20 protein-coding genes are annotated in these 22,296 nt (G+C 62.9%); 7 read left to right on the forward strand and 13 right to left on the reverse strand.

Features of this window, described 5'->3' with window-relative positions; translation table 11 throughout:
* Window positions 1-105: 105 nt before the first annotated feature.
* Window positions 106-804 (reverse strand): metalloregulator ArsR/SmtB family transcription factor, encoded by a 699-nt coding sequence (locus tag ASD00_RS03660; RefSeq protein WP_057204726.1) that lies wholly within the window; start codon window positions 802-804, stop codon window positions 106-108.
* 105 nt (window positions 805-909) lie between these two features.
* Here ASD00_RS03660 and ASD00_RS03665 point away from each other — a divergent pair, with 105 nt between their 5' ends.
* The 3 genes from ASD00_RS03665 (at window position 910) to ASD00_RS03675 (ending at window position 2,539) form a co-directional block, all read left to right on the forward strand.
* Entirely contained in the window at window positions 910-1,518 is a 609-nt protein-coding gene (locus ASD00_RS03665; protein ID WP_057204728.1) for a superoxide dismutase, read from the forward strand.
* 61 nt (window positions 1,519-1,579) lie between these two features.
* Window positions 1,580-2,170 carry a flavin reductase family protein gene (locus tag ASD00_RS03670; protein ID WP_057204730.1) on the forward strand — a complete coding sequence of 197 codons (591 nt, stop codon included), beginning with the start codon at window positions 1,580-1,582 and terminating at the stop codon, window positions 2,168-2,170.
* Window positions 2,171-2,203: 33 nt separating this feature from the next.
* Window positions 2,204-2,539 carry a tetratricopeptide repeat protein gene (locus tag ASD00_RS03675; RefSeq protein ID WP_057204732.1) on the forward strand — a complete coding sequence of 112 codons (336 nt, stop codon included), beginning with the start codon at window positions 2,204-2,206 and terminating at the stop codon, window positions 2,537-2,539.
* A 100-nt stretch (window positions 2,540-2,639) separates the two neighbouring features.
* Here the strand turns inward: ASD00_RS03675 and ASD00_RS03680 are convergent, their stop codons facing one another.
* The 5 genes from ASD00_RS03680 to pcaD form a co-directional block, all read right to left on the reverse strand.
* Window positions 2,640-3,695 (reverse strand): 3-carboxy-cis,cis-muconate cycloisomerase, encoded by a 1,056-nt coding sequence (locus ASD00_RS03680; RefSeq protein WP_057204734.1) that lies wholly within the window; start codon window positions 3,693-3,695, stop codon window positions 2,640-2,642.
* A gap of 117 nt (window positions 3,696-3,812) precedes the next feature.
* Window positions 3,813-4,427 carry a protocatechuate 3,4-dioxygenase subunit alpha gene (gene pcaG, locus ASD00_RS03685; RefSeq protein WP_057204736.1) on the reverse strand — a complete coding sequence of 205 codons (615 nt, stop codon included), beginning with the start codon at window positions 4,425-4,427 and terminating at the stop codon, window positions 3,813-3,815.
* Window positions 4,427-5,176: a protocatechuate 3,4-dioxygenase subunit beta gene (pcaH, locus tag ASD00_RS03690; protein ID WP_057204738.1), complete on the reverse strand. Its 750-nt coding sequence runs from the start codon at window positions 5,174-5,176 to the stop codon at window positions 4,427-4,429. Before pcaH ends, pcaG begins: the two co-directional genes overlap by 1 nt.
* A gap of 13 nt (window positions 5,177-5,189) precedes the next feature.
* Window positions 5,190-5,594: a 4-carboxymuconolactone decarboxylase gene (pcaC, locus tag ASD00_RS03695; protein WP_025429133.1), complete on the reverse strand. Its 405-nt coding sequence runs from the start codon at window positions 5,592-5,594 to the stop codon at window positions 5,190-5,192.
* Complete coding sequence (gene pcaD, locus ASD00_RS03700; RefSeq protein WP_057204740.1) at window positions 5,587-6,399, reverse strand: 3-oxoadipate enol-lactonase; 813 nt, start codon at window positions 6,397-6,399, stop codon at window positions 5,587-5,589. Before pcaD ends, pcaC begins: the two co-directional genes overlap by 8 nt.
* A gap of 93 nt (window positions 6,400-6,492) precedes the next feature.
* Here pcaD and pcaQ point away from each other — a divergent pair, with 93 nt between their 5' ends.
* Both pcaQ and ASD00_RS03710 read left to right on the forward strand, forming a co-directional pair.
* A complete protein-coding gene (pcaQ, locus tag ASD00_RS03705) occupies window positions 6,493-7,419 on the forward strand; it encodes a pca operon transcription factor PcaQ (protein ID WP_057204815.1) in 927 nt (308 codons plus the stop codon).
* Between the two features lie 102 nt (window positions 7,420-7,521).
* Window positions 7,522-8,043 carry a GNAT family protein gene (locus ASD00_RS03710; protein ID WP_025429136.1) on the forward strand — a complete coding sequence of 174 codons (522 nt, stop codon included), beginning with the start codon at window positions 7,522-7,524 and terminating at the stop codon, window positions 8,041-8,043.
* Here ASD00_RS03710 and pobA read toward each other — a convergent pair.
* The gene (pobA, locus tag ASD00_RS03715; RefSeq protein ID WP_057204742.1) at window positions 8,040-9,212 is read right to left on the reverse strand and encodes a 4-hydroxybenzoate 3-monooxygenase; all 1,173 of its coding nucleotides are present in this window, start codon (window positions 9,210-9,212) and stop codon (window positions 8,040-8,042) included. The genes ASD00_RS03710 and pobA overlap by 4 nt on opposite strands.
* A gap of 114 nt (window positions 9,213-9,326) precedes the next feature.
* Between pobA and ASD00_RS03720 the strand changes: the two genes are divergently transcribed.
* Window positions 9,327-10,214, forward strand: a complete 888-nt coding sequence (locus ASD00_RS03720) for a helix-turn-helix domain-containing protein (protein WP_057204817.1) — start codon at window positions 9,327-9,329, stop codon at window positions 10,212-10,214.
* A gap of 44 nt (window positions 10,215-10,258) precedes the next feature.
* On the opposite strand, the gene ASD00_RS03725 is transcribed toward ASD00_RS03720, so the two are convergent.
* The 3 genes from ASD00_RS03725 to ASD00_RS03735 form a co-directional block, all read right to left on the reverse strand.
* Window positions 10,259-11,827, reverse strand: a complete 1,569-nt coding sequence (locus ASD00_RS03725) for a DHA2 family efflux MFS transporter permease subunit (RefSeq protein ID WP_057204744.1) — start codon at window positions 11,825-11,827, stop codon at window positions 10,259-10,261.
* An 18-nt stretch (window positions 11,828-11,845) separates the two neighbouring features.
* Window positions 11,846-13,015, reverse strand: coding sequence for an HlyD family secretion protein (locus ASD00_RS03730; RefSeq protein WP_057204746.1), 1,170 nt, complete (start codon window positions 13,013-13,015; stop codon window positions 11,846-11,848).
* Between the two features lie 131 nt (window positions 13,016-13,146).
* The gene (locus ASD00_RS03735; RefSeq protein WP_057204748.1) at window positions 13,147-14,136 is read right to left on the reverse strand and encodes a LysR family transcriptional regulator; all 990 of its coding nucleotides are present in this window, start codon (window positions 14,134-14,136) and stop codon (window positions 13,147-13,149) included.
* Window positions 14,137-14,617: 481 nt separating this feature from the next.
* Between ASD00_RS03735 and ASD00_RS03740 the strand changes: the two genes are divergently transcribed.
* Window positions 14,618-15,289: a protein-L-isoaspartate(D-aspartate) O-methyltransferase gene (locus ASD00_RS03740; protein WP_057204750.1), complete on the forward strand. Its 672-nt coding sequence runs from the start codon at window positions 14,618-14,620 to the stop codon at window positions 15,287-15,289.
* A gap of 491 nt (window positions 15,290-15,780) precedes the next feature.
* Here the strand turns inward: ASD00_RS03740 and ASD00_RS03745 are convergent, their stop codons facing one another.
* The 3 genes from ASD00_RS03745 to ASD00_RS03755 are packed head-to-tail and all read right to left on the reverse strand — an operon-like array spanning window position 15,781 to window position 22,124.
* A complete protein-coding gene (locus ASD00_RS03745; protein WP_082523431.1) occupies window positions 15,781-18,426 on the reverse strand; it encodes a putative Ig domain-containing protein in 2,646 nt (881 codons plus the stop codon).
* Window positions 18,347-19,759, reverse strand: coding sequence for an Ig domain-containing protein (locus ASD00_RS03750; RefSeq protein WP_057204754.1), 1,413 nt, complete (start codon window positions 19,757-19,759; stop codon window positions 18,347-18,349). The genes ASD00_RS03745 and ASD00_RS03750 overlap by 80 nt, the downstream gene beginning before the upstream one ends.
* On the reverse strand, window positions 19,722-22,124 hold the full coding sequence (locus ASD00_RS03755) for an Ig domain-containing protein (protein WP_162249707.1): 2,403 nt from the start codon (window positions 22,122-22,124) through the stop codon (window positions 19,722-19,724). Before ASD00_RS03755 ends, ASD00_RS03750 begins: the two co-directional genes overlap by 38 nt.
* Window positions 22,125-22,296: the final 172 nt, after the last annotated feature.

Consider the following 22,296-nt stretch of genomic DNA (forward strand, 5'->3'; position numbering starts at 1 on the left):
ATGCGCTACTGTCTGAACCGGCAGCGTGTTTCGAGCGGTACGGCATCCCTTGGACGCCGTGTTTGTCGCGCGGCGCCACAAGCATTTCCGTACAGCATCTGAAAATCAGGCGCCGGAACGCTCACCGTGCACCGCCCGCGATTGAGCCGGGGCTATGACATAGGCGCAACGGCGCGCGCCGGCGAGAATATGTTCGGTGCGCTCGACCGCGACGTCGCGACCGAGAATGTCGCGGAAGATATTGATCTCCGCACGGCAAAAGCCCTGGCAACTGGCAGCGGCGGCGCAGATCGGACAATGGTTCTCGACGAAGAGAAAAGTGCCGTCGTCCGCCTCCTCATATCCGGCCATGTAACCTTCGGCGGTTCGCAGGCGCACGAGCTTCTCCACCCGATCACGCAGGCTCCTGGCGCCGTCGAGCGCTGCGCGATAGCCGGTTCGTGTGTCCTCCTCGCGTGCCGCGATGACCCGATCGATGGCAGCGTCGCCGAGCGTCTGGCGGATCGTGCGCAGCAATTGCACGGTCAACTCCGCATGGGTATCGGGAAATTCCGCATGGCCCGACGCGGTCAGCCCCCAGAACTGCGAGGGACGGCCGACGCCCCGCGCCTCCGACCAGGAATTTACAAGCCCCTCCTCGGCCAGGCGCACGAGTTGCTGGCGCGCCGCCTCACCTGATATCGACAGGCGCTTGCCAAGTGCTGCCGCCGTCTGCGGCCCATGCAGCTTCAGCGCCAGCAGGATGCGTTCGGCCGGCGAACGTCCCCGGCTTTGATCCGGATTTAACAAGTGATCGCTTGACATATTATTGCCCGGAGATTTACAAAGATTTGTCTTGTTAAATACACGCCGGATGGATCTCGCACAAGACATTCGCTGCGTTCCATCCGGCCGAAGAGGATTTCAACCATGGCTTTCGAACTCCCCTCCCTACCCTTTTCCATCGGCGCTTTGGCCGAAGCCGGCATGAGCGCCGAGACGCTGGAATTCCACCACGGCAAGCACCACCAGGCCTATGTCACTGCGCTCAACGGCTTCGTTGAAAAGGACCAGGCCCTCGCCGGCCTTTCGCTGGAAGACATCGTTCGCCATGCCAACGGCAAGGCGGAGTTGGCGCCGGTCTTCAACAATGCCGGACAGCATTGGAACCACATTCTGTTCTGGAACAATCTCTCCCCCAAGGGCGGGCGCATTCCGGACAGTCTTGAGAAGAAGATCGTGGAGGACTTCGGCAGCGTCGCCGCCTTCAAGGACGCGTTCAAGACTGCGGCCACCAGCCAGTTCGGTTCCGGTTGGGCCTGGCTCGTGCTCGACGCCAGCGGCAAGCTCAAGGTGACGAAGACCGCCAACGGCTCAAACCCGATCGCCACAAATGAGGGCAAGGCCCTGCTCGGTCTCGATGTGTGGGAACACAGCTACTACATCGATTACCGCAATCGCCGCCCCGACTATGTCAGCAATTTCCTCGACCGGCTGGCGAACTACGAGTTTGCCGAGGCTGAGCTTAAGTCCGCCTGATCACGCCTACCGTGGCGCCGCGCCGGCGGCGCCACGCCCATGCCTCAGCCGGATTGCGCCCATGACCCAGACCGTCTCTGTCGATATCGACGCTCACGCCGAACGTGCCGTCACCAGACCTCAGTTTGCCGACACGATGGCGCGGCTGGCGTCCACAGTCTGCGTCGTCAGTTCCGGCAGCGGCTCCGAGTGCCTGGGCCGGACAGCGACCGCCGTCTTCTCGCTTTCCGCGAGCCCTCCGTCCATCGTCGTCTCGATCAAGGCGGGTAGCGCGCTTGCGGACACCATCTCGAAGCAGGATGGGTTTGCGCTGGCGATGCTCGCACAGGGGCAGGAGCTGGTTGCCGATGCCTTCGCCGGCCGGGTCGCGGCAGCCAGTCGCTATCTCGTCGGCATCTGGGCGGATTGGCCCTCCGGCCGTCCGCGTCTTCTCGGTGCCGCCGCCGGGCTCGACTGCGTGCTCAGCGCTTCCATCCTCGTCGGCGACCACCGGCTCTTTGTCGGAACGATCATCGCCACGGAAACCGCCGCCTACGCCGACCCGCTGCTCTGGAGCGAGCGGCAATACCAGGCACTGGAGAGACCTGCGCCCTTTGCCGCCACGTCCGGCGGACGCCCATTGCCATCGGCCACCTCGTGCCCAACAATCTGAACGGCGCGAACGGACACCCATTTGGGAGCGACCATGCGACAGGTGCTTGAAAAACTTCTGGACGACGGGCGTGATGACGCGCTCTTGCGCTTCACCCTCGGCAGCATCTGTCTGCAGGAGACGGATGCCGAGACCGCCCTTGTCCACCTCAGGCGTGCAATCGAATTCGATCCCAGCTATTCGGCCGCCTGGAAGCTCATCGGCGCGGCGATGCTGAAACTGAACCGCATCGAAGAGGCGCGGCGCATCTGGACTGAGGGGCGATCCGTGGCCGAGAAAAAGGGCGACCTGCAGGTGGCGCGCGAGATCAACGTCTTCCTCAAGCGGCTGGACAAGCAGTGTGCGGCCGCGAACAAAGGCTCGCCCTAACGGCTCAAAGCATGTCGCGCAAAAGTGGCGATACCGACATGCGCAAAACAAGAACCTGAAGCGCAGTCGCGACTTCTAGGGATTGCGATGCGCTTAAGCGTCAGGCGGAGCCAAGCCGCCTGATATTGCCGGCAAGCTCGGCTGCTAGACGCAACGCCGCTGCGGTTGCCCCCGCCATCTGCGGCATGATCAGCCATTCGAGCGTCCAGGCAGCACCGGAGCGCTCCTGCTCGTGCACCAGCGCATGATGGATGCCGGAAAGCTGCGTCGCATTGAACCGAGCAAGCGCCACCAGAACCTCGGCGGCAACCGGGTTCTGCTTGTGCGGCATCGCCGAAGATCCACCGCCACCGGCAAGTTCGATTTCATCGCCCTGCTGCGCCATCAGCGCGACGTCCTGCCCGAATTTGCCGAGGCTGCCGGTGACGAGCGACAGTGCGTTGGCAAAGTCGGCAACTTCGGAACGCTGGCTGTGCCACTGCGGAAAGTCGGCAAGCGCCAGTTCCTCGGCCAGCGTGGCGCGAACATCGTCGGCCCTGTCTTTCAGCTTGTCGAGCGTGCCTGCCGCACCGCCGAACTGGACCGCAAAGAGGTCGCGATCCATCGCCTGCAGCCGATCCTTGTGATCGAGCAACGGTTCGATCCAGGTGCGCAAGCGATCGGATACCGTGATTGGTATCGCCGCCTGCATGCGCGTGCGGCCCATCAGCATCCGCTCGCCCCATTGATCGTCACATTCCTCCAGCACCGAAACGACATCGCCAAGACGAGTGCCGAAGAGTTCGGCAACAGCCTTCATGCGCAGCATCAAGCTCGTATCGATGACGTCCTGGCTGGTCGCCCCAAAATGCACATGCGTTGCAGCCTCACCACCGACGGCCGCACGCAACTGTCGAACAAGTTCAGGAACGACGACGCCGTCGACAGCCATGGCCCGCCTGAGCGCTGCGACATCGGGAGAAAACCCGCGACAGGCCTCGGTGATGCGGTCGGCAGCACTTTCCGGGATGACGCCATGGATCGCTTCCGCGCGCGCCAGCGCCGCCTCGAAGGAGAGCATCGCATGAATGTCGGCGGCAGTCGAAAACTCGGCGGCGACCGCCTCGTCGCCCAGAAGGCCGGAGAGATAGGGATGGTCGAAAGCGGAATAGGTCATGGTCCCCCCGATTGATGTCGCGATGCCCGCTCGCGCTTGAACGGAATGCCACGTTCTGCCTTCCGCCGTCCATGCAGCAAGATGCAACGGATCGGCCTCGCGCGTGACATTCCGGTTTCAGATGTCGAGGAAGACCGTTTCCTTCTCACCCTGCAGGTGAATGTCGAAGACATAACTAGGGGCGCTGCCGGTCGCGACAAGCGTCGCGACACGATGGCGATGCTCGACGCGCAAAAGCAAGGGATCGGCGGCGTTCGCCTCGGCTTCATCGGGGAAATACATCCGTGTGTGCAGGCCGATATTGATACCGCGCGCGACGATCCAGAATGTGATGTGCGGCGCCATCGGCCGGCCGTCCTTGAACGGCACGCGCCCCGGCTTGATCGTTTCGAAACGGAAGACGCCGTCTTCTGCACCGGTCGGACACCGCCCCCAGCCGGAGAAGCTCGGATCGGCGGCGCCGCGCATTTCCGAGGGCGAATTGTGGAGCCCCGCCGCATCCGCCTGCCAGATTTCCACCAGCGCATCCCGAAGCGGCGTCCCCGTACCATCAAGCACCCGGCCGCTGACGGTGATGCGTTCGCCGAGCGTGTGTTCGCTCACCATTGTCGTGCCGAGGTCGGCGTCATAGACGCCGCCAATGCCACAGAAATTCGGCGTGAGGCCGATATGCACGTAGGGACCGGCGGTCTGCGACGCGGTTTCCTTGAGATAGCCGAGCGCCTGGACCATCAATTGCCCTCCATGCGGTTTTCAAACATCGTCGAGCGGCGACCGCGCAAGACGATATCGAACTTGTATGCCCGCGCATCCATCGGAATGGTGTTTGCCCAATCGAGCGGCGCGATCAGTTGCTCGATCGCACGGCGATCGGCGATCGTGTTGACGATCGGACACTTCCAGATCATCGGATCGCCCTCGAAATACATCTGGGTGATCAATCGCTGCGCAAAGCCGTGGCCGAAAACCGAGAAATGGATATGGGCAGGGCGCCAGTCGTTGACACCATTCGGCCAGGGATAAGGCCCGGGCTTGATCGTGCGGAAGGAATAGAAGCCTTCCTCATCGGTGATCGTGCGACCGCAGCCGCCAAAATTCGGATCGAGCGCTGCGAGATAGCTTTCCTTCTTGTGGCGATAGCGCCCGCCGGCATTGGCCTGCCAGAATTCAAGAAGAGCGCCGGGAACAGGCCGGCCGCGTTCGTCAAGTACGCGCCCATGAACGATGATGCGCTCGCCGATCGCGCTTTCGCCCGGCTTGGCGAAGTTGTGGATGAGATCGTTGTCGAGATCGCCCAGAATCGAATGACCGAAGACCGGGCCAGTGATTTCGGAGATCGTGCCGTCGAGCGACAACAGCGCCTTCTGCGGCGAGCGCAGCACGGAGGTCTTGTAGCCTGGCGTCAGCGCCGGCGCATGCCAGTTCCTGTCGCGGGGAAAAAAGGCCCCGGTCTCCGGCTTCCGGTCGGCTCTATCGGACATCTCGTTGCTCCCGTCAGGCCGCCTTGCCGGCGTCCATTTCCGCAAAGACCTGTTTGACGATCTTGATTGCGTGGTTGGCCGCCGGAACGCCGGCATAGATCGCCACGTGCAACAGCGCCTCGCAGACATCGTCACGGCTGGCGCCGGTATTGGCGGTCGCACGCACATGCATGGCAACCTCTTCGTCCTGGCCAAGTGCTGCCAGAAGCGCGATGGTCACGATCGAGCGCTCGCGTTTCGTCCAGGTCGGTCGCGACCAGACGTGTCCCCAGGCCGCCTCGGTGATCAGTTCCTGGAACGGCCGGTCGAAATCGGTCGAGGCCGATTGCGCACGGTCCACGTGGTTGTCGCCAAGGACGGCCCGCCGCGTCGCCATGCCCTGGCGATAGCGGTCGGAGGGCGCGAAGGCATCACTCATGGCTGTTGTCTCCATGCGTTACAATCTCGAAAAAGGCGCGCAATACCGCAGTCAATGCCTCCGGCTTTTCAACGCAAGGGATATGCCCGGCATCGCGGATAACCTCGTAGCGGGCGCCGGGAATAAGGCGAGCCGTGCGAAGCACCACATCCGGCGGCGTCGATCCGTCCTGGTCGCCGACGACGCAAAGGACGGGCACGGCGATGCGCCCAGCCGCTTCGGTATAATCGGCATCGCGGATCGCACCGCAGGTGGCGGCATAGCCCGTTACCGACTGGCGGATCAGCATGTTGCGGTAGCCTATCAACGCTGCATTTTCAGGGCGTCGGAACTCAGGCGTGAACCAGCGTTGAAGGATGCCGTCGGCGATCGCCTCAATGCCATGGGCTTCGATGGCCGCGATGCGCTGCGCCCACAGTTCCGGCGTGCCGATCTTGTGCGCGGTATCGCAGAGAACGAGGGCCCGCACGAGATCCGGCCGCCGTTGATAGAGCGACTGGGCGATCAATCCGCCGACCGAGAGGCCGCAGACGATTGCCTGTTTGACCGCGAGCATGTCGAGCAGGCCGGCAAGGTCATTGGCGTGGTCTTCGATCGCGTAAGGGAGCGGACCGATATCGGAGAGACCGTGGCCGCGCTTGTCGTAGAGAACGATCGCATAGTCGCCGGCAAGGCGCACGATGACGTCACGCCAGATGCGAAAGTCGGTGCCCAACGAATTGGCAAAGACCAGCACCGGCCGCTCGGCCGTGGCGCCGATGACCTGATAGTGGATTGTGATGTCGTTGATGCGGGCAAACTGCACGGCGCTTCTCCTCTGCAACCAAATTGTCTGTTTAATCTGGTTAGGTAAAATGATATTTCACGGCATTCCATTAACTCACGAGTTATGAATTCCATGGTCAACGCTCGGGTCAAGTTTCGTCATCTGCAGACTTTTGTCGAGGTCGCACGGCAGAAGAGCGTCATGAAGGCGGCCGAACTCCTGCATGTCAGCCAGCCGGCTGTTACCAAGACGATCCGCGAGCTGGAGGAGGTTCTGGGCGTTGCCGTTTTCGAGCGCGAGGGACGCGGCATCAAGATCACCCGCTATGGCGAGGTCTTTCTTCGCCATGCCGGTGCGGCGCTAACGGCACTGCGCCAGGGGCTCGATTCGGTCTCGCAGGAGCGCTCCGGTGATGGCTTGCCGGTGCGCATCGGAGCATTGCCGACGGTCTCGACGCGGATCATGCCGCGGGCAATGTCGCTGTTCCTGAAGGAGGATACCGGCGCACGGATCAAGATCGTAACCGGCGAGAATGCCGTGCTTCTCGAACAGTTGCGGGTCGGCGATCTCGACCTCGTCGTCGGCCGGCTGGCGGCGCCGGAAAAGATGACCGGCTTTTCCTTCGAGCACCTCTATTCCGAACAGGTGGTTTTTGCCGCTCGAGCCGGTCATCCCTTACTTTCCGGCGCGCAATCGGCCTTCGCCCATCTCGGCGACTACCCGGTGCTGATGCCGACGCGTGCCTCCATCATCCGCCCCTTCGTCGAACACTTCCTGATTGCCAACGGCATACCTGGCCTGCCGAACCAGATCGAAACGGTCTCCGACGCCTTCGGCCGCGCCTTCGTGCGCGCCAGCGACGCGATCTGGATCATTTCGGCGGGTGTCGTTGCCAGCGACATCGAGGATGGCACACTTGCGGTCCTGCCGATCGACACCAGCGAGACCAAGGGCCCGGTTGGCCTGACGATGCGCGCGGACTCCATTCCGTCGCTGCCGCTTTCCATCCTGATGCAGACCATCCGCGAGGCGGCAACGGCTATCGCGCCGAAAGCCTGACGGTCGTCCGGTAACGGATACCGAGCCACCTTTACAAAACCTCCTCGTCAGCCGAGATTGCGGCCCTCATCCGTTCACCGAAACCACCATGCGATCGATCCAATGCAGCTCGAAATCTTCGCCGGACACCACATTGCCGACATGCTGGATTGGTTCCCGACCGCCGAAGCGCTCATTCAATGGGGCGGGCCTGGGCTCCGCTTTCCGCTTGACGAGACGCAGCTTGAGGAGATGCAGGCTTCGACATCCGGGGATGCACCGACGCGCTGGATGTTTGCCGGCATTGTCGACGACAATCTGGCCGGTCACGCCCAGGTCGCGCTCGACTGGGAAAATGGCGTCGGTCGGCTCAGCCGCGTGGCGATCAATCCGCGGCTTCGTGGCCAAGGCCTCGCCCATCCGTTTCTCCAGCGCATCATCGCGCGCTTCTTCGCAGACGCCCGCTTCGAGCGACTGGAACTCAACGTCTATACCTTCAACACGGCCGCAATCCGCACCTATCTGAAGCTCGGTTTTATCGGGGAAGGCGTTCGGCGGTCGTCGGCCAGGGTTGGCGATATCAGGTGGGACACCGCCATTTACGGCATGCTGCGCAGCGATCTCGCGGCGAACAACCTGGCTTAGAACGGCAGCCCGACATAATTTTCGGCAAGCGCTGTCGAGGCCGCGCGCGAATGGGTGAGATAGTCGAGTTCCGCCTCCTGGATCTTCTGGTCGAAATCGCCGGTATCCGGGAAACGGTGAAGCATCGTGGTCATCCACCAGGAAAAGCGCACGGCCTTCCACACTCTCGCTAGGGCATGCGTCGAATAGGCCTCGACCCCGGCATTCGAGCGGTCCTGGTAATGTTCCAGCAGCCCTTCGAAGAGGTAGTGCACGTCACTTGCCGCAAGGTTCAAACCTTTGGCACCGGTCGGCGGCACAATATGCGCGGCGTCGCCAACCAGGAACAGCCGCCCGAAACGCATCGGCTCGGCGACGAAGGAGCGGAGCGGCGCGATCGATTTTTCGAACGACGCGCCGGTGACCAACGCCTCGGCATGGTGCGCCGGCAATCGCCGCCTGAGTTCGTCCCAGAAGCGCTGATCCGTCCAATCCTCGATCTTCTCGTCGAGCGCGCATTGCACGTAATAGCGGCTGCGGGTCTGCGAGCGCATCGAGCAAAGGGCAAACCCACGCGGATGGTTGGCGTAGATCAGTTCATGGCTGACCGGCGGGACATCGGCAAGAATGCCGAGCCAGCCGAAGGGGTAGACTTTTTCGAAGGTGCGGATCGCCTTTTCAGGAACCGACTTGCGGCTGATCCCGTGAAAGCCGTCGCAACCGGCGATGAAATCGCAATCGATACGGTGACTTATGCCGTCCAGTTCATAGGTGACGTATGGATTGTGGCCATCGAAATCATGCGGCTCGACATTTGCCGCAGTGTAGATCGACGGTGCGCCGGTGAGCGCGCGCTCTTCCATCAGGTCGCGCGTCAGTTCCGTCTGGCCATAGACCATCACGCGCTTGCCGCCGGTCAGGTCGTAGAGGTCGATGCGATGATCCCGGCCATCGAAGGCGAGCGAAAAGCCGTCATGCGGCAGGCCCTCGGCATGCATGCGCTTGCCGGCCTTCGCAAGGTCCATCAGGTTGACCGTTCCCTCTTCCAGAACACCGGCCCGCACCCGGCCAAGAATGTAGTCCTTGCTCACGCGATCGAGGATGACGTTGTCGATGCCGGCACCAGTCAGCAATTGCCCGAGCAGAAGGCCCGATGGACCTGACCCGATGATGACGACCTGTGTGCGCATGCATTCCTCCCAAAACTGACTTTTGACAAGACTCTGCTCGGGAGAGCCACCAGGCTCAATGGACATTTCGGTCAGGAAATTGCACTAATCGAACATCACCAACGGATGCGGTCGATGAAAAGGACGGTTCCAACCTACCAGCTTTACGGCGAACAATCGCTGGAACGGCCGGATTTCTGGCTGCATTGTGAGACGATCCCGTCGCGCAGCAGCCAGCATCATTGGGAGATCGGGCTGCATCGCCATGAGAGTTTCTTTCAGATCCTGTACATTGCCGGCGGATCGGGAGACGCGGTGTTCGGCGACACGGCGCACCCCATTCGCCCACCGGTGATGATCACCGTGCCGCCGGCGATCAGCCATGGCTTCCGCTTTTCCCGTGACATCGACGGGTTCGTGTTCACGGTCCTCGCAACGCATCTCAGGGTATCGCCCGGCGAGCGCAGCCGCCTCGGCGCCTGGATGGCGACGCCGCGTCTCACCCGCCTCGACGGCGGCGACGACAGCCGGTATGTGGCATTGACCCTTGCCCGGCTGGGTGCGGAGTGGGAAGCCAACCGGAGCCACCGCACCGATCTGCTCGACGCCTATCTAACGTCGGCGTTGACACTGGGCGCCCGCCTCGATGAAGCGCAACCCGTCGAGGACGACGCCGCCGACACGGAAAACGAGCAACGCGTCGAACTTTTCATCAGCCTCGTCCAGCAACATCATCGCACGCACAAGCCTGCAGCGTTCTACGCACGCGAGATCGGCCTATCGCCGACGCATCTCAACCGTATCGCCCGCAGCATCACCGGCCAAAGCGCCCACGAGATCATCGCACGCAAGCTGACGGACGAAGCACGGCGCGAGCTCGTCTTCACCCGCGGCAGCGTGCAGGAGATCAGCTTCCGGCTCGGCTTCGCCGATCCCGCTTATTTCTCTCGCTTCTTCCTGCGTCAGACCGGCATGACACCCAGAGCCTGGCGTCTTTCCGAGCGCACGAAGCTCGGCGCGTAAGCGCCCAGCCAGAGTGCCTACCGGACTGCATACGATTGCCGCCGCTACAGAAATCGCCCCGGCAGCGACGGCCGGCGCATGACGAGCGACGCCACCGTCGCCAGCAGCATGATGATGCCGAGCAGGAAGAAGGCGTCGGCGTAGCTCATTGTATAGGCCTCTCGCTGCACGACCCTGGCGACCATTGCCGTCGCCTGGCCCACCGCATCCTGTTCGCCTGGCGCCCGTGGCCGAAGGGTGCGCGCGAGCGCCTCCATGCGAGAGAGTGCTTCGGGGTTGCCGCTGTGCACATGAAGACCGATCAGGTTGGAATGGACCTGCTCCTGCACGCGAACGACCGTCGCAACAAGCGCCATGCCGACGGCCGACCCGACCGTCCTGACGATATGCACGAGCGAAGCGATCCAGGGTATTTCCTGAAACTGGATGTCTTCGGTGATCAGCACCATGGTCGGCACCGCCAGCAGCGGCGCCCCGAGCGCCTGCAGCATCAACGGCAACAGGAAATCGCCGGCCGCCCAGACACTGCTGAGATTGACCGCCATCAGGATGCCGCCGCCGGTCAGGATCCCGCCTACGGCCAAGAGATTGCGCGGGTCGACCCTGTAGCAGAGCCAGGCGACGACGGGCGTCAGCAGCAATTGCGGGATAACCGCATTGAGAAACAGCCCGCCGCTTTCGAGCGCCCGGTAGCCCTGAACGCGGATCAGATATTGCGGGATCAGGAAGGCGGATGACATGATGGCGAGCCTGACGGCAAACATCATCAGCAATCCGAGCCCGACATTGCGCCGCCAAAGCAGCTTCGGACTGACGACAGGCTTCGGATGCAGCACGGCGTGGATGAAGTAGGCGCCGATCAGGAACACGCCGGCCAGAAGCAACCCGACGATCGGGCCCGAGTGCAGCCAGTCCAGCCTGTTGCCCTGGTCGAGCGCCGTTACCAACGCCGCCAGACCAAGCGAAAGTGCCAGGAGCCCAAAACCGTCCACCTTGCGGAAACGCATATATTTGATCGGCTCGTGCGCCAGGCCATAACCGGCGGCAAAGACTGTCAGCGCGCCGGGGACGGCATTGAGCCAGAAGAGGAACTGCCAGGACAGGCGATCGGTCACCCAGGCCTCGAGCGAGACCGAAAGGCTGGGTGTGACAGTCGAAATCAACGCATAGAGCGACAGACCATACAGGCGCTGCTGCTGCGGCAAGTGGCGCATGATGACGGCATAAGCCATCGGAATGAGGATGCCGGCGCTCAGTCCCCTCAGCGCCTGCAATGTCAAAAGCACCTGCAGGTTCGGGCTGAGCGGAACGGCGAGCGAAAAGATTGAAAACAACCCCGCGCCGATGATGACCCCGCGCGTCGGCGAGAGAATGCCGCGCAGCCAGACTGCGGCCGGGATCGCGGTGACCTCGGCGACGATATAGGCCGTCGTGATCCAAGACGCTTCGTCGAAGCCGAGACCGAGTGCGCCTCTGATATCCGCCAGCCCGATTTCTGTCAGGCGCGAATTGAGGATCGAGGTAAAGGTGCCGAGGAGCACGGCTCCGATCGCCACGATGGTTTTCACGCTTGGCAACGGCACGCCAGGCTTTGCGATCGCAACGGATGTCATCGTCAGCCCTCCCCGTCCTCAGAGCTTCGCGGGCGTATCGGTGTGAATGGTCGACACGACCGACATGCCGGGCCGCAACTGCTGGCGCAGCCCCTCGGGCACATCGGTCAGCGCTATCTTCACCGCGATGCGCTGGGCGACCTTGGTGAAGTTGCCGGTGGCGTTGTCGGCAGGCAACAGGGCGAATTCCGAACCGCTCGCGGGCGAGATCTGCTCTATGCGGCCGGCAAGGCGTTCGCCCGGAAACATATCGACGGCGATCGTGACGGCCTGGCCGACCCGGACTTTGCCGAGTTGCGTTTCCTTGTAGTTCGCCACCACATAGACATTCGGCAGCGGAACGACGGAGATCACGCGCGTCCCAGCCGACACATACTGGCCGGCACGCACACTGCTCACATTGACGACGCCGTCGGTCGGCGCGATGACCTTGGTATAGCCAAGTTCGATTTCGGCAAGCTGAAGCTCGGCGCGCCGACTGGCAAGCTCGGCCGATGCCTGTTCGCGCTGCGTGCCCAACACGTCCAACTGCTGCCGCTCGGCATCGACTTCGGCCTGCTTCTCGATCATCTGGGCTTCGAAGCGGCGGATGGCGGCAAGCGCCTCTTCCAGCCTCTGGCCGGTCGACCAGCCGTCGCGGGCGAGTGTCTTCTGCCGACCATGCTCGGCGGCCGCGCGATCGCGGTCTGCGGCCGTCGCCTGAATGCTCGCTTGCGCCTGCGCGATGATGCGGTGCTGCAACCGCACGCGGCTATCGACATTGCGGATCGCCGCTTCGGCCGCCGATACGGCAGCCCGCACACGGCTGACCTTTGCCAGATATTCGGCAGGATCGATTTCGGCCAGGATATCGCCGGCGTGCACGCGCTCGAAGTCCCTGACGAGAACGGCGCGAACATGTCCGCCGATCTGCGTGCTAACCGGCGTTATGTCGGCGCGCAGATAGGCGTTGTCAGTCGATTGGTCGGTGAAACCGGCCACCCACTGCCCCCAGCCGAGCGGTATCACCGTGGCAAGACCTATGCCCATGACGATGACGGCGGCGCGCGTAAGGGCGAGATAGCTCCGCTTGCGGCGCTGCTTTTTCGTTTGCCTCGGCTCTTCGCTCTGCGACCGGCCGGTTGCTGGGGTCTGCATCGGAGCCGTTCGCTTGTCCTGAACGGGAAGTTCCGTGACGACTGCGTTCATTGCCGTAAATCCTTTGGGTCCGTTGGACCAGATCAAGATTTCGACAATATGAGCCCTGAGCGGCAATGAATGAAATGATCATTGAGCATGTGAGAAATGAGTGCCATTCATGCAGATCAAAGATACCGGCGTCATTCTTCGACGCCATAGCGCCTGGCGCTTTCGATCAGTTCATTGCGCAGCCATTGCACCGACGGATGTGCGCCCATGGTGCGATGTGACAGCATGGAGATCTGAAACGCCGGCGCCTGGTAGGGCGGCTCCCGCCAGGTCAGGTCGAGTGCCTTGGCGGCGCGCTTGGCAAATTGCAGCGGCGTGAAGGCGAGCATATCGGTCGCAGCCACCAGCGAGGGCACGGCCAAAATGTGAGAAACGGTGGCTCCGACCTTGCGTACCAGGCCTTCGGCACCAAGCAGGGCCTCAATATGACGCGGATTGCTGGTGATATAGGCGCGTTCCAGCCCGCCTTGATCGATTGTCGCGCCAGCACCCGCCTGGATCTGGTCGGAGATCAGAATGTCGATCTGCGGATAGAGCGAAAGTTCGCGCAGGCCGAAGGCGCCCCTGGCGGCGGGATGATCCCGGCGCATCAGCCAGACGCTTTGGTCCGAAAACAGCGGTTCGCTGACGAAGCGCGAGGGCGTCTTGCCGAAAACGCCGATGGCGACATGGATTGTTCCGCGATCGAGTTCCTCGGTGATGTTCATTTCACTGAGCGCGCGCACGCGGCAGCGCGCGTTCGGCGCCGCCTTGCGCATGCGCGACATCAAATCCGGGACAATCGTTGCGGTGATGTAGTCCGAAGTCGAGATCGAAAACTCGACCTCGGACGTTGCCGGATTGAAAACCGGCTCGGACAACGCAGCCTCGATCTGAACGAGGGCCGGTTTGAACGCTTGCGCCAATTCGGCCGCCCGGGGCGTCGGGTGCATGCCGTCGAAGCCGCGGATGAACAGTTCGTCGCCGATGATCTCGCGCAGTCGCGCCAAGGCATGGCTGACAGCCGATTGCGTCAGATGCAGGCGCTCGGCTGCCCGGGTGACGCCACGCTCGTCCAGCACCGCATTGAAGATCCGCACGAGATTGAGATCGAGATTATGAACGTCACGCATATTCGACATGGCCCTGATTCATTTGATTAATGTAGCCGGGCTTCGCATATCCCGCCAGTCAGATGCGCGCCGCCGCGGCCATCGGGCTGGAGCGCGAACCCACGGGAAGGTGTGAAATGATGATCCAGGAAGACGCGCGGCAATCGCCTTGCCGGAATGAAACGCTCGGTACCACTTTGAAGCCCGGTCAGAGAATGCTTGCAGATGCCATCCTGTACCTGGCTTCGGTGAGCCTTTTATGGTGGATGGGAATCCCATTGAATTGAGCGAGATTGCGCCACGCGCGACAGTCCACGCAAGAGAAGGGACCGAGTGGGACAATGCACGACATCACTGCTGGATCCGCAGCTCCACCCCTCTGAGCCTTTGCCTGTGAGGCGCCGGATCGCTGGGGCCATTATTGGCCTTTTGATCTTGCGATCGTACACCCATGGCCGTTTAATGTGAGAAACCTAGCTGGCACCCACCTGGCTGAGGAGAGCCCGCGCTCATGAAGCCAATGAACGAAAAGCACCTCGCGGTTCTGCGCAGGCACATGGTCGAGGTGATTGCAATCTATGCCGACCTTGAAAGCGAAGAACTCGGCAAGGCGGCGTTCGATGAACGGGTGATGGCAGCGATGCTCCAGGTGCCCCGGCATCTCTTTGTGCCCGCACCGGCTGCGCCCTTTGCCTATCAGGACATGCCGCTGCCGATCGGCTTCGATAAAACCGTGTCGCAGCCCTTCATGGTCGCTCTCATGATCGATCTCCTTGATCCCCAACCGCATGAGGCAGTGCTCGAGATCGGCACCGGCTTGGGCTACCAAGCCGCAATCCTCGCGGAGCTCGCCGGGCAGGTTTGGAGCGTTGAAATCATCGAGGAATTTGCAAGCCATGCCGAGGCTCTCCTCCGAAGCCTCGGCATCTCAAATGTCGGCATTCGTATCGGCGATGGGTCTGGCGGTTGGCCCGAACGCGCGCCATTCGACAAGATCCTGGTTACGGCGGCGGCCGAGGAGGCGCCGCCGGCTTTGCTCGAGCAGCTCAAGCCAATGGGCCGTTTGGTTCTTCCTATGGGCTCTGAACAACAGTTTCTGACTGTCATTGACAAGGATTCGGCGGGACGACTCGAGACGCGGCAATTCATCCCGGTTCGGTTCGGCCGGCTCGAGACGGTCTGATGCCCGCGTTGCCATCTGGCAAAATAGACCCTCACATTCTATTCCGAGGATCGTTTACCACGCCCATGCAGACGCTCGGCTGATTGACAAAAATCCTGATGTGAGCGGATTTGACCCGAAAGCCAGCATCATTGCCTGCACGAAGTTTGCCAGCGGTTTCAGGTGGGTGTTGCCGTGCGTGCGGGTGGAGTTGAAACAGCAGAACCATACTGGGTATTGTTCTGCCGGTCGATGAAATCGAGTGCCGCGACCGGAATGGATCCGATCGATACATTGTGCGACCTGATGTTCAGAACAAGCGCTTTCGCAGGTTTGAGGAATAAGGCGATGTAACGCGTCGCCTGCGAGGTTGGGGTGGCCCGCCCTTTTGCGACCGTCAGTGCCTCAGGCCCACTCACCACGTGATCGTCTCAGCAATCGCCGCACAGTCACTAGTCAGCGCCGCCTTATTGCCGCCAGCTGACCGCTATCACCGATCATCGCGCGGTTTGTCAGAAGCTGACGCGCGCGCCGATTTTGGCACCGGCCGACTGCGAGCCGTCACCTTCGATGTTGAACAGCAGCGAGAAGTCGAGGTCCCAGTTGTCGTTGTTGGAAAGTGCAAGCCCGGCCTCGACCCGTCCGAACAGACCTTCGCCATCGAGCGAGGCAAAGCCGACATCCGCGCCGACCGTTGGCGACAGGGTCAACCCGTTTTCCAGCTCAAGCGTCCGCTCGACGTCGAACCCCACGCTAAAGCGCGCCTGTTCCTCGATGAAGCCCTTTAGATCGATCGTCTCGCCGATCGCGTTCTTCACGGTGTAATCGTCAGTCTTCTCGTTGAAATAGACGGCTCTGAGTTTCGGCGTCAGAACTGTGAGCTCGTCGAGCTGCCATTCGCCGGTGAGCTTCACATCCGCCATCCAGCGGCTGGTGTCGAAGCTGCCGCCGAAGATGCCGGTATCTATGTCGTTCGACGAGCCGCCATAGAGCAGGTTGGCGTCGAGGAAGACGCCCTGCCCAATTTCGAACGAGGCATAGGGGCCGGCGAGCCAGCCATTGCCGGTCAGTTCGGCGTCCTCCGCCGTCGGATCCGTCATGTAGTCGTAGTGGAAGGACAGGCCGACCAAAGCACGGTCGTTGATGAGATAGTCGGCACCAACTGAGAACAGCGCGAAATTGCCCCATTTGTCGCTTTTGTCATCTTCATCCTTGTGGAACAGGAAGCTACCGTTCACCCAGATGTCAAAGAGCTGGTCAGTCTTCACGAAGGTTTGGCCGGCTGCAGCCGCATCGGCTGCATCACGTGCTGCCTGGATCTGGGCGAGGCTGGAGGAGAAGCCGAGCCGTGCGCCCTTGTCCGTGGGCGTTACAGCCGTCGTCACCGGATCGGTACTCGCCGCAGCCCGACGTCGATCGAGAAGGCCCGGCACCTGGACCGTCGACGAAAGCAGGTTCTGCCGTGTGCGGACGAAGTCGCGCACGAGGCCGTCGATCTCTTCTCCGACTGCCACGCGATCGAGCGCAATCCGATAGGTTACGTGGCCGACATTGGAGGAGCCGAACGCGCTGTGCAGCGTGTAACCAACAACCGCAGAGCCGGAATAGGATGGGTTGGGCGTGAACTTGAGATAGTAGCCGACCGGTGTGAAGCTGCCTGCGGCCGCAAGTTCCCCCTCGACGATTTCTGCTTTGCCGGCAATCGGAGGCTCGACCGAGGCGATTGCGGCGTTGATGAACGGGCCACCGGTCGCGCCGCTGTTGAGGTAAACGTTGTTCGGCGCCGAACCCGCTGGAACGTCGATGACGAAGTCCGGCGCGGTGACAGAGCGTCCGTTCAGCTTCAGCGTATAGGTGGCCGATCCGCTGGCGCCGCGGCTGTCGGTCACCGCGATGGTGAAGCGGTAGGTGTCGGGCGTCGCGTCGCTGGCGAGTGGCCCGGTCAATTCCCCGGTGGAGACGTTGAGAACCATGCCTTTCGGCAGGTCGCCGCTCTTGACGCTGTAGACCAGAGCGCCAACGCCGCCGGTCGCCGAAATGCGCGAAGAATAGGCTTCGCCGACCATCGCGTCTGGCAGCGCACCGGCAGACGGGCTGAAGACAAAATTGCTGGGTAGGATAGAAAGCGAGTAGTTCGCCTGGCCTGTGGCGCCGCTCGCGTCCGTTGCCGTCACGGTGAAGCGGAAGTCGCCGTCAGCGGACGGCTTTCCGGAAATGCGGCCGCTTGACGCATCCAGCATGAGACCGCCAGGCAAGGCGCCTGATGTCACGGCGTAGGTAAACCCACCAACGCCGCCGCTTGCAGAAATCGACGTGTCCGAATAGGCGACGCCAAGAGTGCCGGATGAAAGCATCGCGCCGGTAGCCGGCGTCAAAACTACCGGCACCGCTGCGACCGTGATCGAATAACTCGCATTGGCAGAGCCGCTATTCGCCGCCGTCGCCGTCACCGTGAAGTTCGCGGTGCCGATCGCGCCGACCGTCGGCGTGCCTGATATCGCGCCGTTCGACGCATTCAGGCTCAGGCCCACCGGCAGCGAGCCGGTCGTTACAGCATAGCTGATCGTACCAACACCGCCGCTCGCCGAGATCGACGTATCCGAGTAGGCAACGCCGACCGTTCCGGCTGACAGCACCGTGCCGGTTGCCGGGGTCAACACCAGCGTCGGGGCCCAGATTGCGATGGAGTAGCTTGCAGAGACGGAACCGGTTACTGCCGCCGTTGCCGTTACCGTGAAGGTCGCCGTACCGAGCGCGCCCGCCGTCGGCGTGCCTGATATCGCGCCGCTCGACGCATTGAGGCTCAGGCCTGCCGGCAGCGATCCGGCGGTCACCGTATAGCTGATCGTACCAACACCGCCGCTCGCCGAGATCGACGTATCCGAATAGGACGAGCCGGCGGTGCCGGCCGAAAGCGCCGTGCCGGTAGCCGGCGTCAGCACCAGAGCCGGCGCTCCAATGGCGATCGAGTAATTGGCCGAAGCCGAACCGCTGGTCGCCGCGGTTGCCGTCACGGTGAAACTCGTCGTGCCGAAACCGGCCGCCGTCGGTGTGCCTGATATCGCGCCGGTGGCCGCATCAAGAGCAAGGCCCGCCGGAAGAGCGCCTGATGTCACCGCATAGCTGAACGTGCCGACACCACGAGCCCACCGTGCCACCGGAAAGCGCTGTGCCGGTTGCCGGCGTCAGCACCACGGGCGGAGCACCAACTGTGATCGTGTAGCCGGTCGAGGCGGAGCCCGCGGTTGCAGCCGTCGCCGTGACCGTGAAATTCGCCGTGCCGAGTGCCGCTGCCGTCGGCGTGCCGGTGATGGCACCTGTTGTCGCATCGATGGTCAAGCCCGCCGGCAACGTACCCGCCGTCACCGCATAGCTGATCGTACCCACGCCGCCGCTCGCGGAGATCGACGTGTCTGAATAGGTCGAACCGACGATCCCGGCCACCAATGCGCCGCTTGCCGGGGTCAACACCACCGGCGGGGCCGCGATGGTGATCGAGTAGTTGGCCGCAGCCGAGCCGCTCGTCGCCGCCGTTGCCGTAACCGAGAAATTCGCCGTGCCGAGTGCTGCAACCGTCGGTGTGCCGGCAATCGCGCCGGTCGCCGTGTCGATGCTCAGGCCCGCCGGAAGCGAGCCGGCGGTCACCGCATAAGTGAATGTGCCTACACCGCCGCTCGCCGAGATCGCGGTCTCCGAGTAGGAGATCCCCACCGTTCCACCCGACAGCGCAGCGCCGCTCGCCGGCATCAGCACCACGGCCGGCGCTCCCACCACAATCGTGTAGCTGGCCGACGCGGTACCGCTGGTTGCCGCCGTCGCTGTCAGCGTGAAACTCGCCTGGCCGAGCGCTGCATCAGTCGGCGTGCCGGTGATCGCGCCGGTCGATGCGTTGAGCATGAGGCCGGGAGGTAGGGATCCAGCGGTCACCGCAAAGCCGATCGCACCTGCGCCGCCGCTTGCCGAGACCGAGGTGTCCGAATAGGATGAACCGACCGTGCCGGCCGAAAGCGCCGTGCCGCTTGCCGGCGTCAGCACCACCGGCGGCGCCCCCACCACGATCGTGTAGTTCGCCGAGGCAGAACCTGCCGTGGCCGCTGTCGCCGTCACCGTGAAGTTCGCCGTGCCGAAGCCGGCCGTCGTCGGCGTGCCTGATATCGCACCGGTTGCCGGATCAATGGCGAGGCCCGCCGGAAGGGCGCCGGTCGTTACAGTGTAGCTGAACGCACCCACACCGCCGCTCGCGGAGATCGACGTACCCGAATAGGACAACCCGACCATGGCGCCCGAAAGCGCCGTACCGCTTGCTGGCGTTAGCACCACGGGTGGCGCCACCACCGTGATCGAATAGCTCGCCGAGGCCGTGCCGCTCGTCGCAGCAGTCACAGTCACCGTGAAATTCGCCGTGCCGAGTGCCGCTGCCGTCGGTGTGCCTGATATCGCGCCGGTGGCCGCATCAAGAGCAAGGCCCGCCGGAAGAGCGCCTGATGTCACCGCATAGCTGAACGTGCCGACACCTGTCCGAATAGGACAAGCCCACCGTGCCACCGGAAAGCGCTGTGCCGGTTGCCGGCGTCAGCACCACGGGCGGAGCTCCAACCACAATCGAGTAGGTCGCCGATGCAGAACCCGCCGTTGCCGCCGTCGCCGTCACCGTGAAATTCGCTGTACCGAACGCACCGGCAGTTGGCGTGCCGCTGATCGCGCCGGTCGACGCATTCAGAGTGAGGCCATCGGGAAGCGCTCCGCTGCTAACCACATAGGTGAACGCACCCACACCGCCGCTTGCCGAAATCGTCTGCGAGTAGGCAGAACCGACGGTGCCGGCCATCAGAGCCGTTGTGGCCGGCGTCACCACCACCGGCGGTGCTCCGATCACGATCGTATAGTTGGCCGTAGCCGAGCCGCTGGTCGCGGCCGTCGCCGTCACCGCGAAATTCGCCGTACCGAACCCGCCCGCCGTCGGCGTGCCGTTAATTGCACCGGTCGATGCATTCAGGGTGAGGCCCGCGGGCAGACCGCCAGCGGTCACCGAATAGGTGATCGCGCCCGCGCCGCCGGTCGCCGAAATCGATGCGTCGGAATAGGCCGAGCCAACGGTTCCCGCCGTTAGCGTCGTACCATCTGACGGCGTCAGCACCACCGGCGTCGCGGCCACCGTGATGGAATAGCTGGCCGAAGCCGAGCCCGCGGTTGCGCCGGTTGCCGTCACCGTGAAGTTGAAAGTGCCGAACCCGCCCGCCGTCGGCGTGCCACTGATCGCACCGGTTGACGGGTTCAGGGCGAGGCCTGCAGGAAGAACACCTGATGTCACGGCGTAACTGATCGTCCCCAACCCACCGCTCGCCGAAATTGACACACCCGGATACACAACGCCAACCGTGCCGCCCGCCAAGGCGCCGCTCGCCGGTGTCAGCACCACAGGCGGTGCTACGATCGCGATCGAGTAGCTAGCCGAAGCGGAACCGGTGGCCGTCGCCGTCACCGTGAAGTTCGCCGTGCCGAACCCGCCCGCCGTCGGCGTCCCGCTGATCGCACCGGTCGATGTATTCATGGAAAGACCCGCCGGCAGCGAGCCGGCCGTAATTGCATAGGTGATCGTCCCGACACCGCCGCTCGCCGAGATCGAGGTGTTAGAGTAGGACACCCCCACGGTACCGCCGGTCAAAGCGCCGCTCGCCGGCGTCAGCACCACCGGCGGAGCTGACACCGTGATCGAGTAGCTGGCCGAAGCCGAACCGGAAGTCGCAGCCGTCGCCGTCACAGTGAAATTCGCGGTTCCAATCGCGCCCACTGTAGGCGTGCCGGTGATCGCGCCAGTCGATCCATTGATGCCGAGGCCTGCCGGCAGTGCGCCGGCGGTCACCGCGTAGGTGATTGTGCCAGACCCCCCGCTCGCCGAGATCGATGCGTTGGAATAGGAGGTTCCCACCACGCCGGCCGAAAGCGCTGTGCCGCTTGCCGGCGTCAGCGACAACGGCGGGAAGGCAATCACGGTGACCGTAACGTTCTGCGTGATGAAGTGCACCCCGCCGGTCGAGATGGTGGTGCTGTCCTGGACCTTCAGGTTGAAGGTCGAACTGCCAACCGCAGATGGCGTGCCGGTCAGGAGACCGCTGGTCGAGAGCGTAAGCCCGGGGGGCAGGCTGCCGCTGTCGCGGGTATAGGTGTAGCCGGGAGTGCCGCCGCTTGCAGAAAACTGGACGCTATAGGCCGTACCGACACCACCGTCCGGCAGAGCATCCGGTGTTACGTCGATGGTAGGCGGGGCGATGAGGACGCTGTAGGCTTTATCGAGCGTATTGGCCGTCGGCGTCGTCGAATCGACAACACGGACGGTAAAATTGTAGGGACCCGAGCCGGTCGGCGTACCGGAGATGATACCGGAGGAGGAAAGGGAGAGGCCGGGCGGCAGATTGCTGCCTGCGACGAGCGAATAGGTATAGGGGCCGGTTCCGCCGCTCGTGCTGAGCGCCTGATTATAGGACGTGCCGATCACCGGCGTGGCAACGCTCGAGGGCGTGACCGTCAGCGGGGAGGTCGACGGATTGATCGTGATGTTGAATGTAATCGGCGTCGCGAAATCATCCTTGACGATGAACGTGTCGGATGTCGCACCGTCGCCATTGTTAGTGTAGATGAGCGCCGAAGTGTTCGACGGCATTCCGAAGGTCAGGCTGCCGTGGGACGGGGATATGTTGGCCGGCGAAATAAAGCCGAAATCCGCGCAGGTAAAGGTTGCCGTACCGCCCGAGCTTATAGTTGCCGTCTGCGGTGAAATACAGGCCGCCTGAGCCGCTGATATCGGCCACAGCGCCGCCAGGCAGGCGAACATCACCAAAGCAAGGAGGTGGGCCACGTTCGTGCGATATCCGCACACCAGGTTTGCCCAACCAAACGATTTCTGCGCCATTGTTCCGCCCTTGTGCGCACGGCACGTCACATGGACGCAAGTCCATCGTCACGATCAGTCCGTTCACCGCCTCACCCAGTGACATGTATTTTCGAGTCACACAACCCAGCATCGTGCG

The organism is Ensifer sp. Root31, assembly GCF_001424825.1.
GTDB classification, from domain to species: domain Bacteria; phylum Pseudomonadota; class Alphaproteobacteria; order Rhizobiales; family Rhizobiaceae; genus Ensifer; species Ensifer canadensis.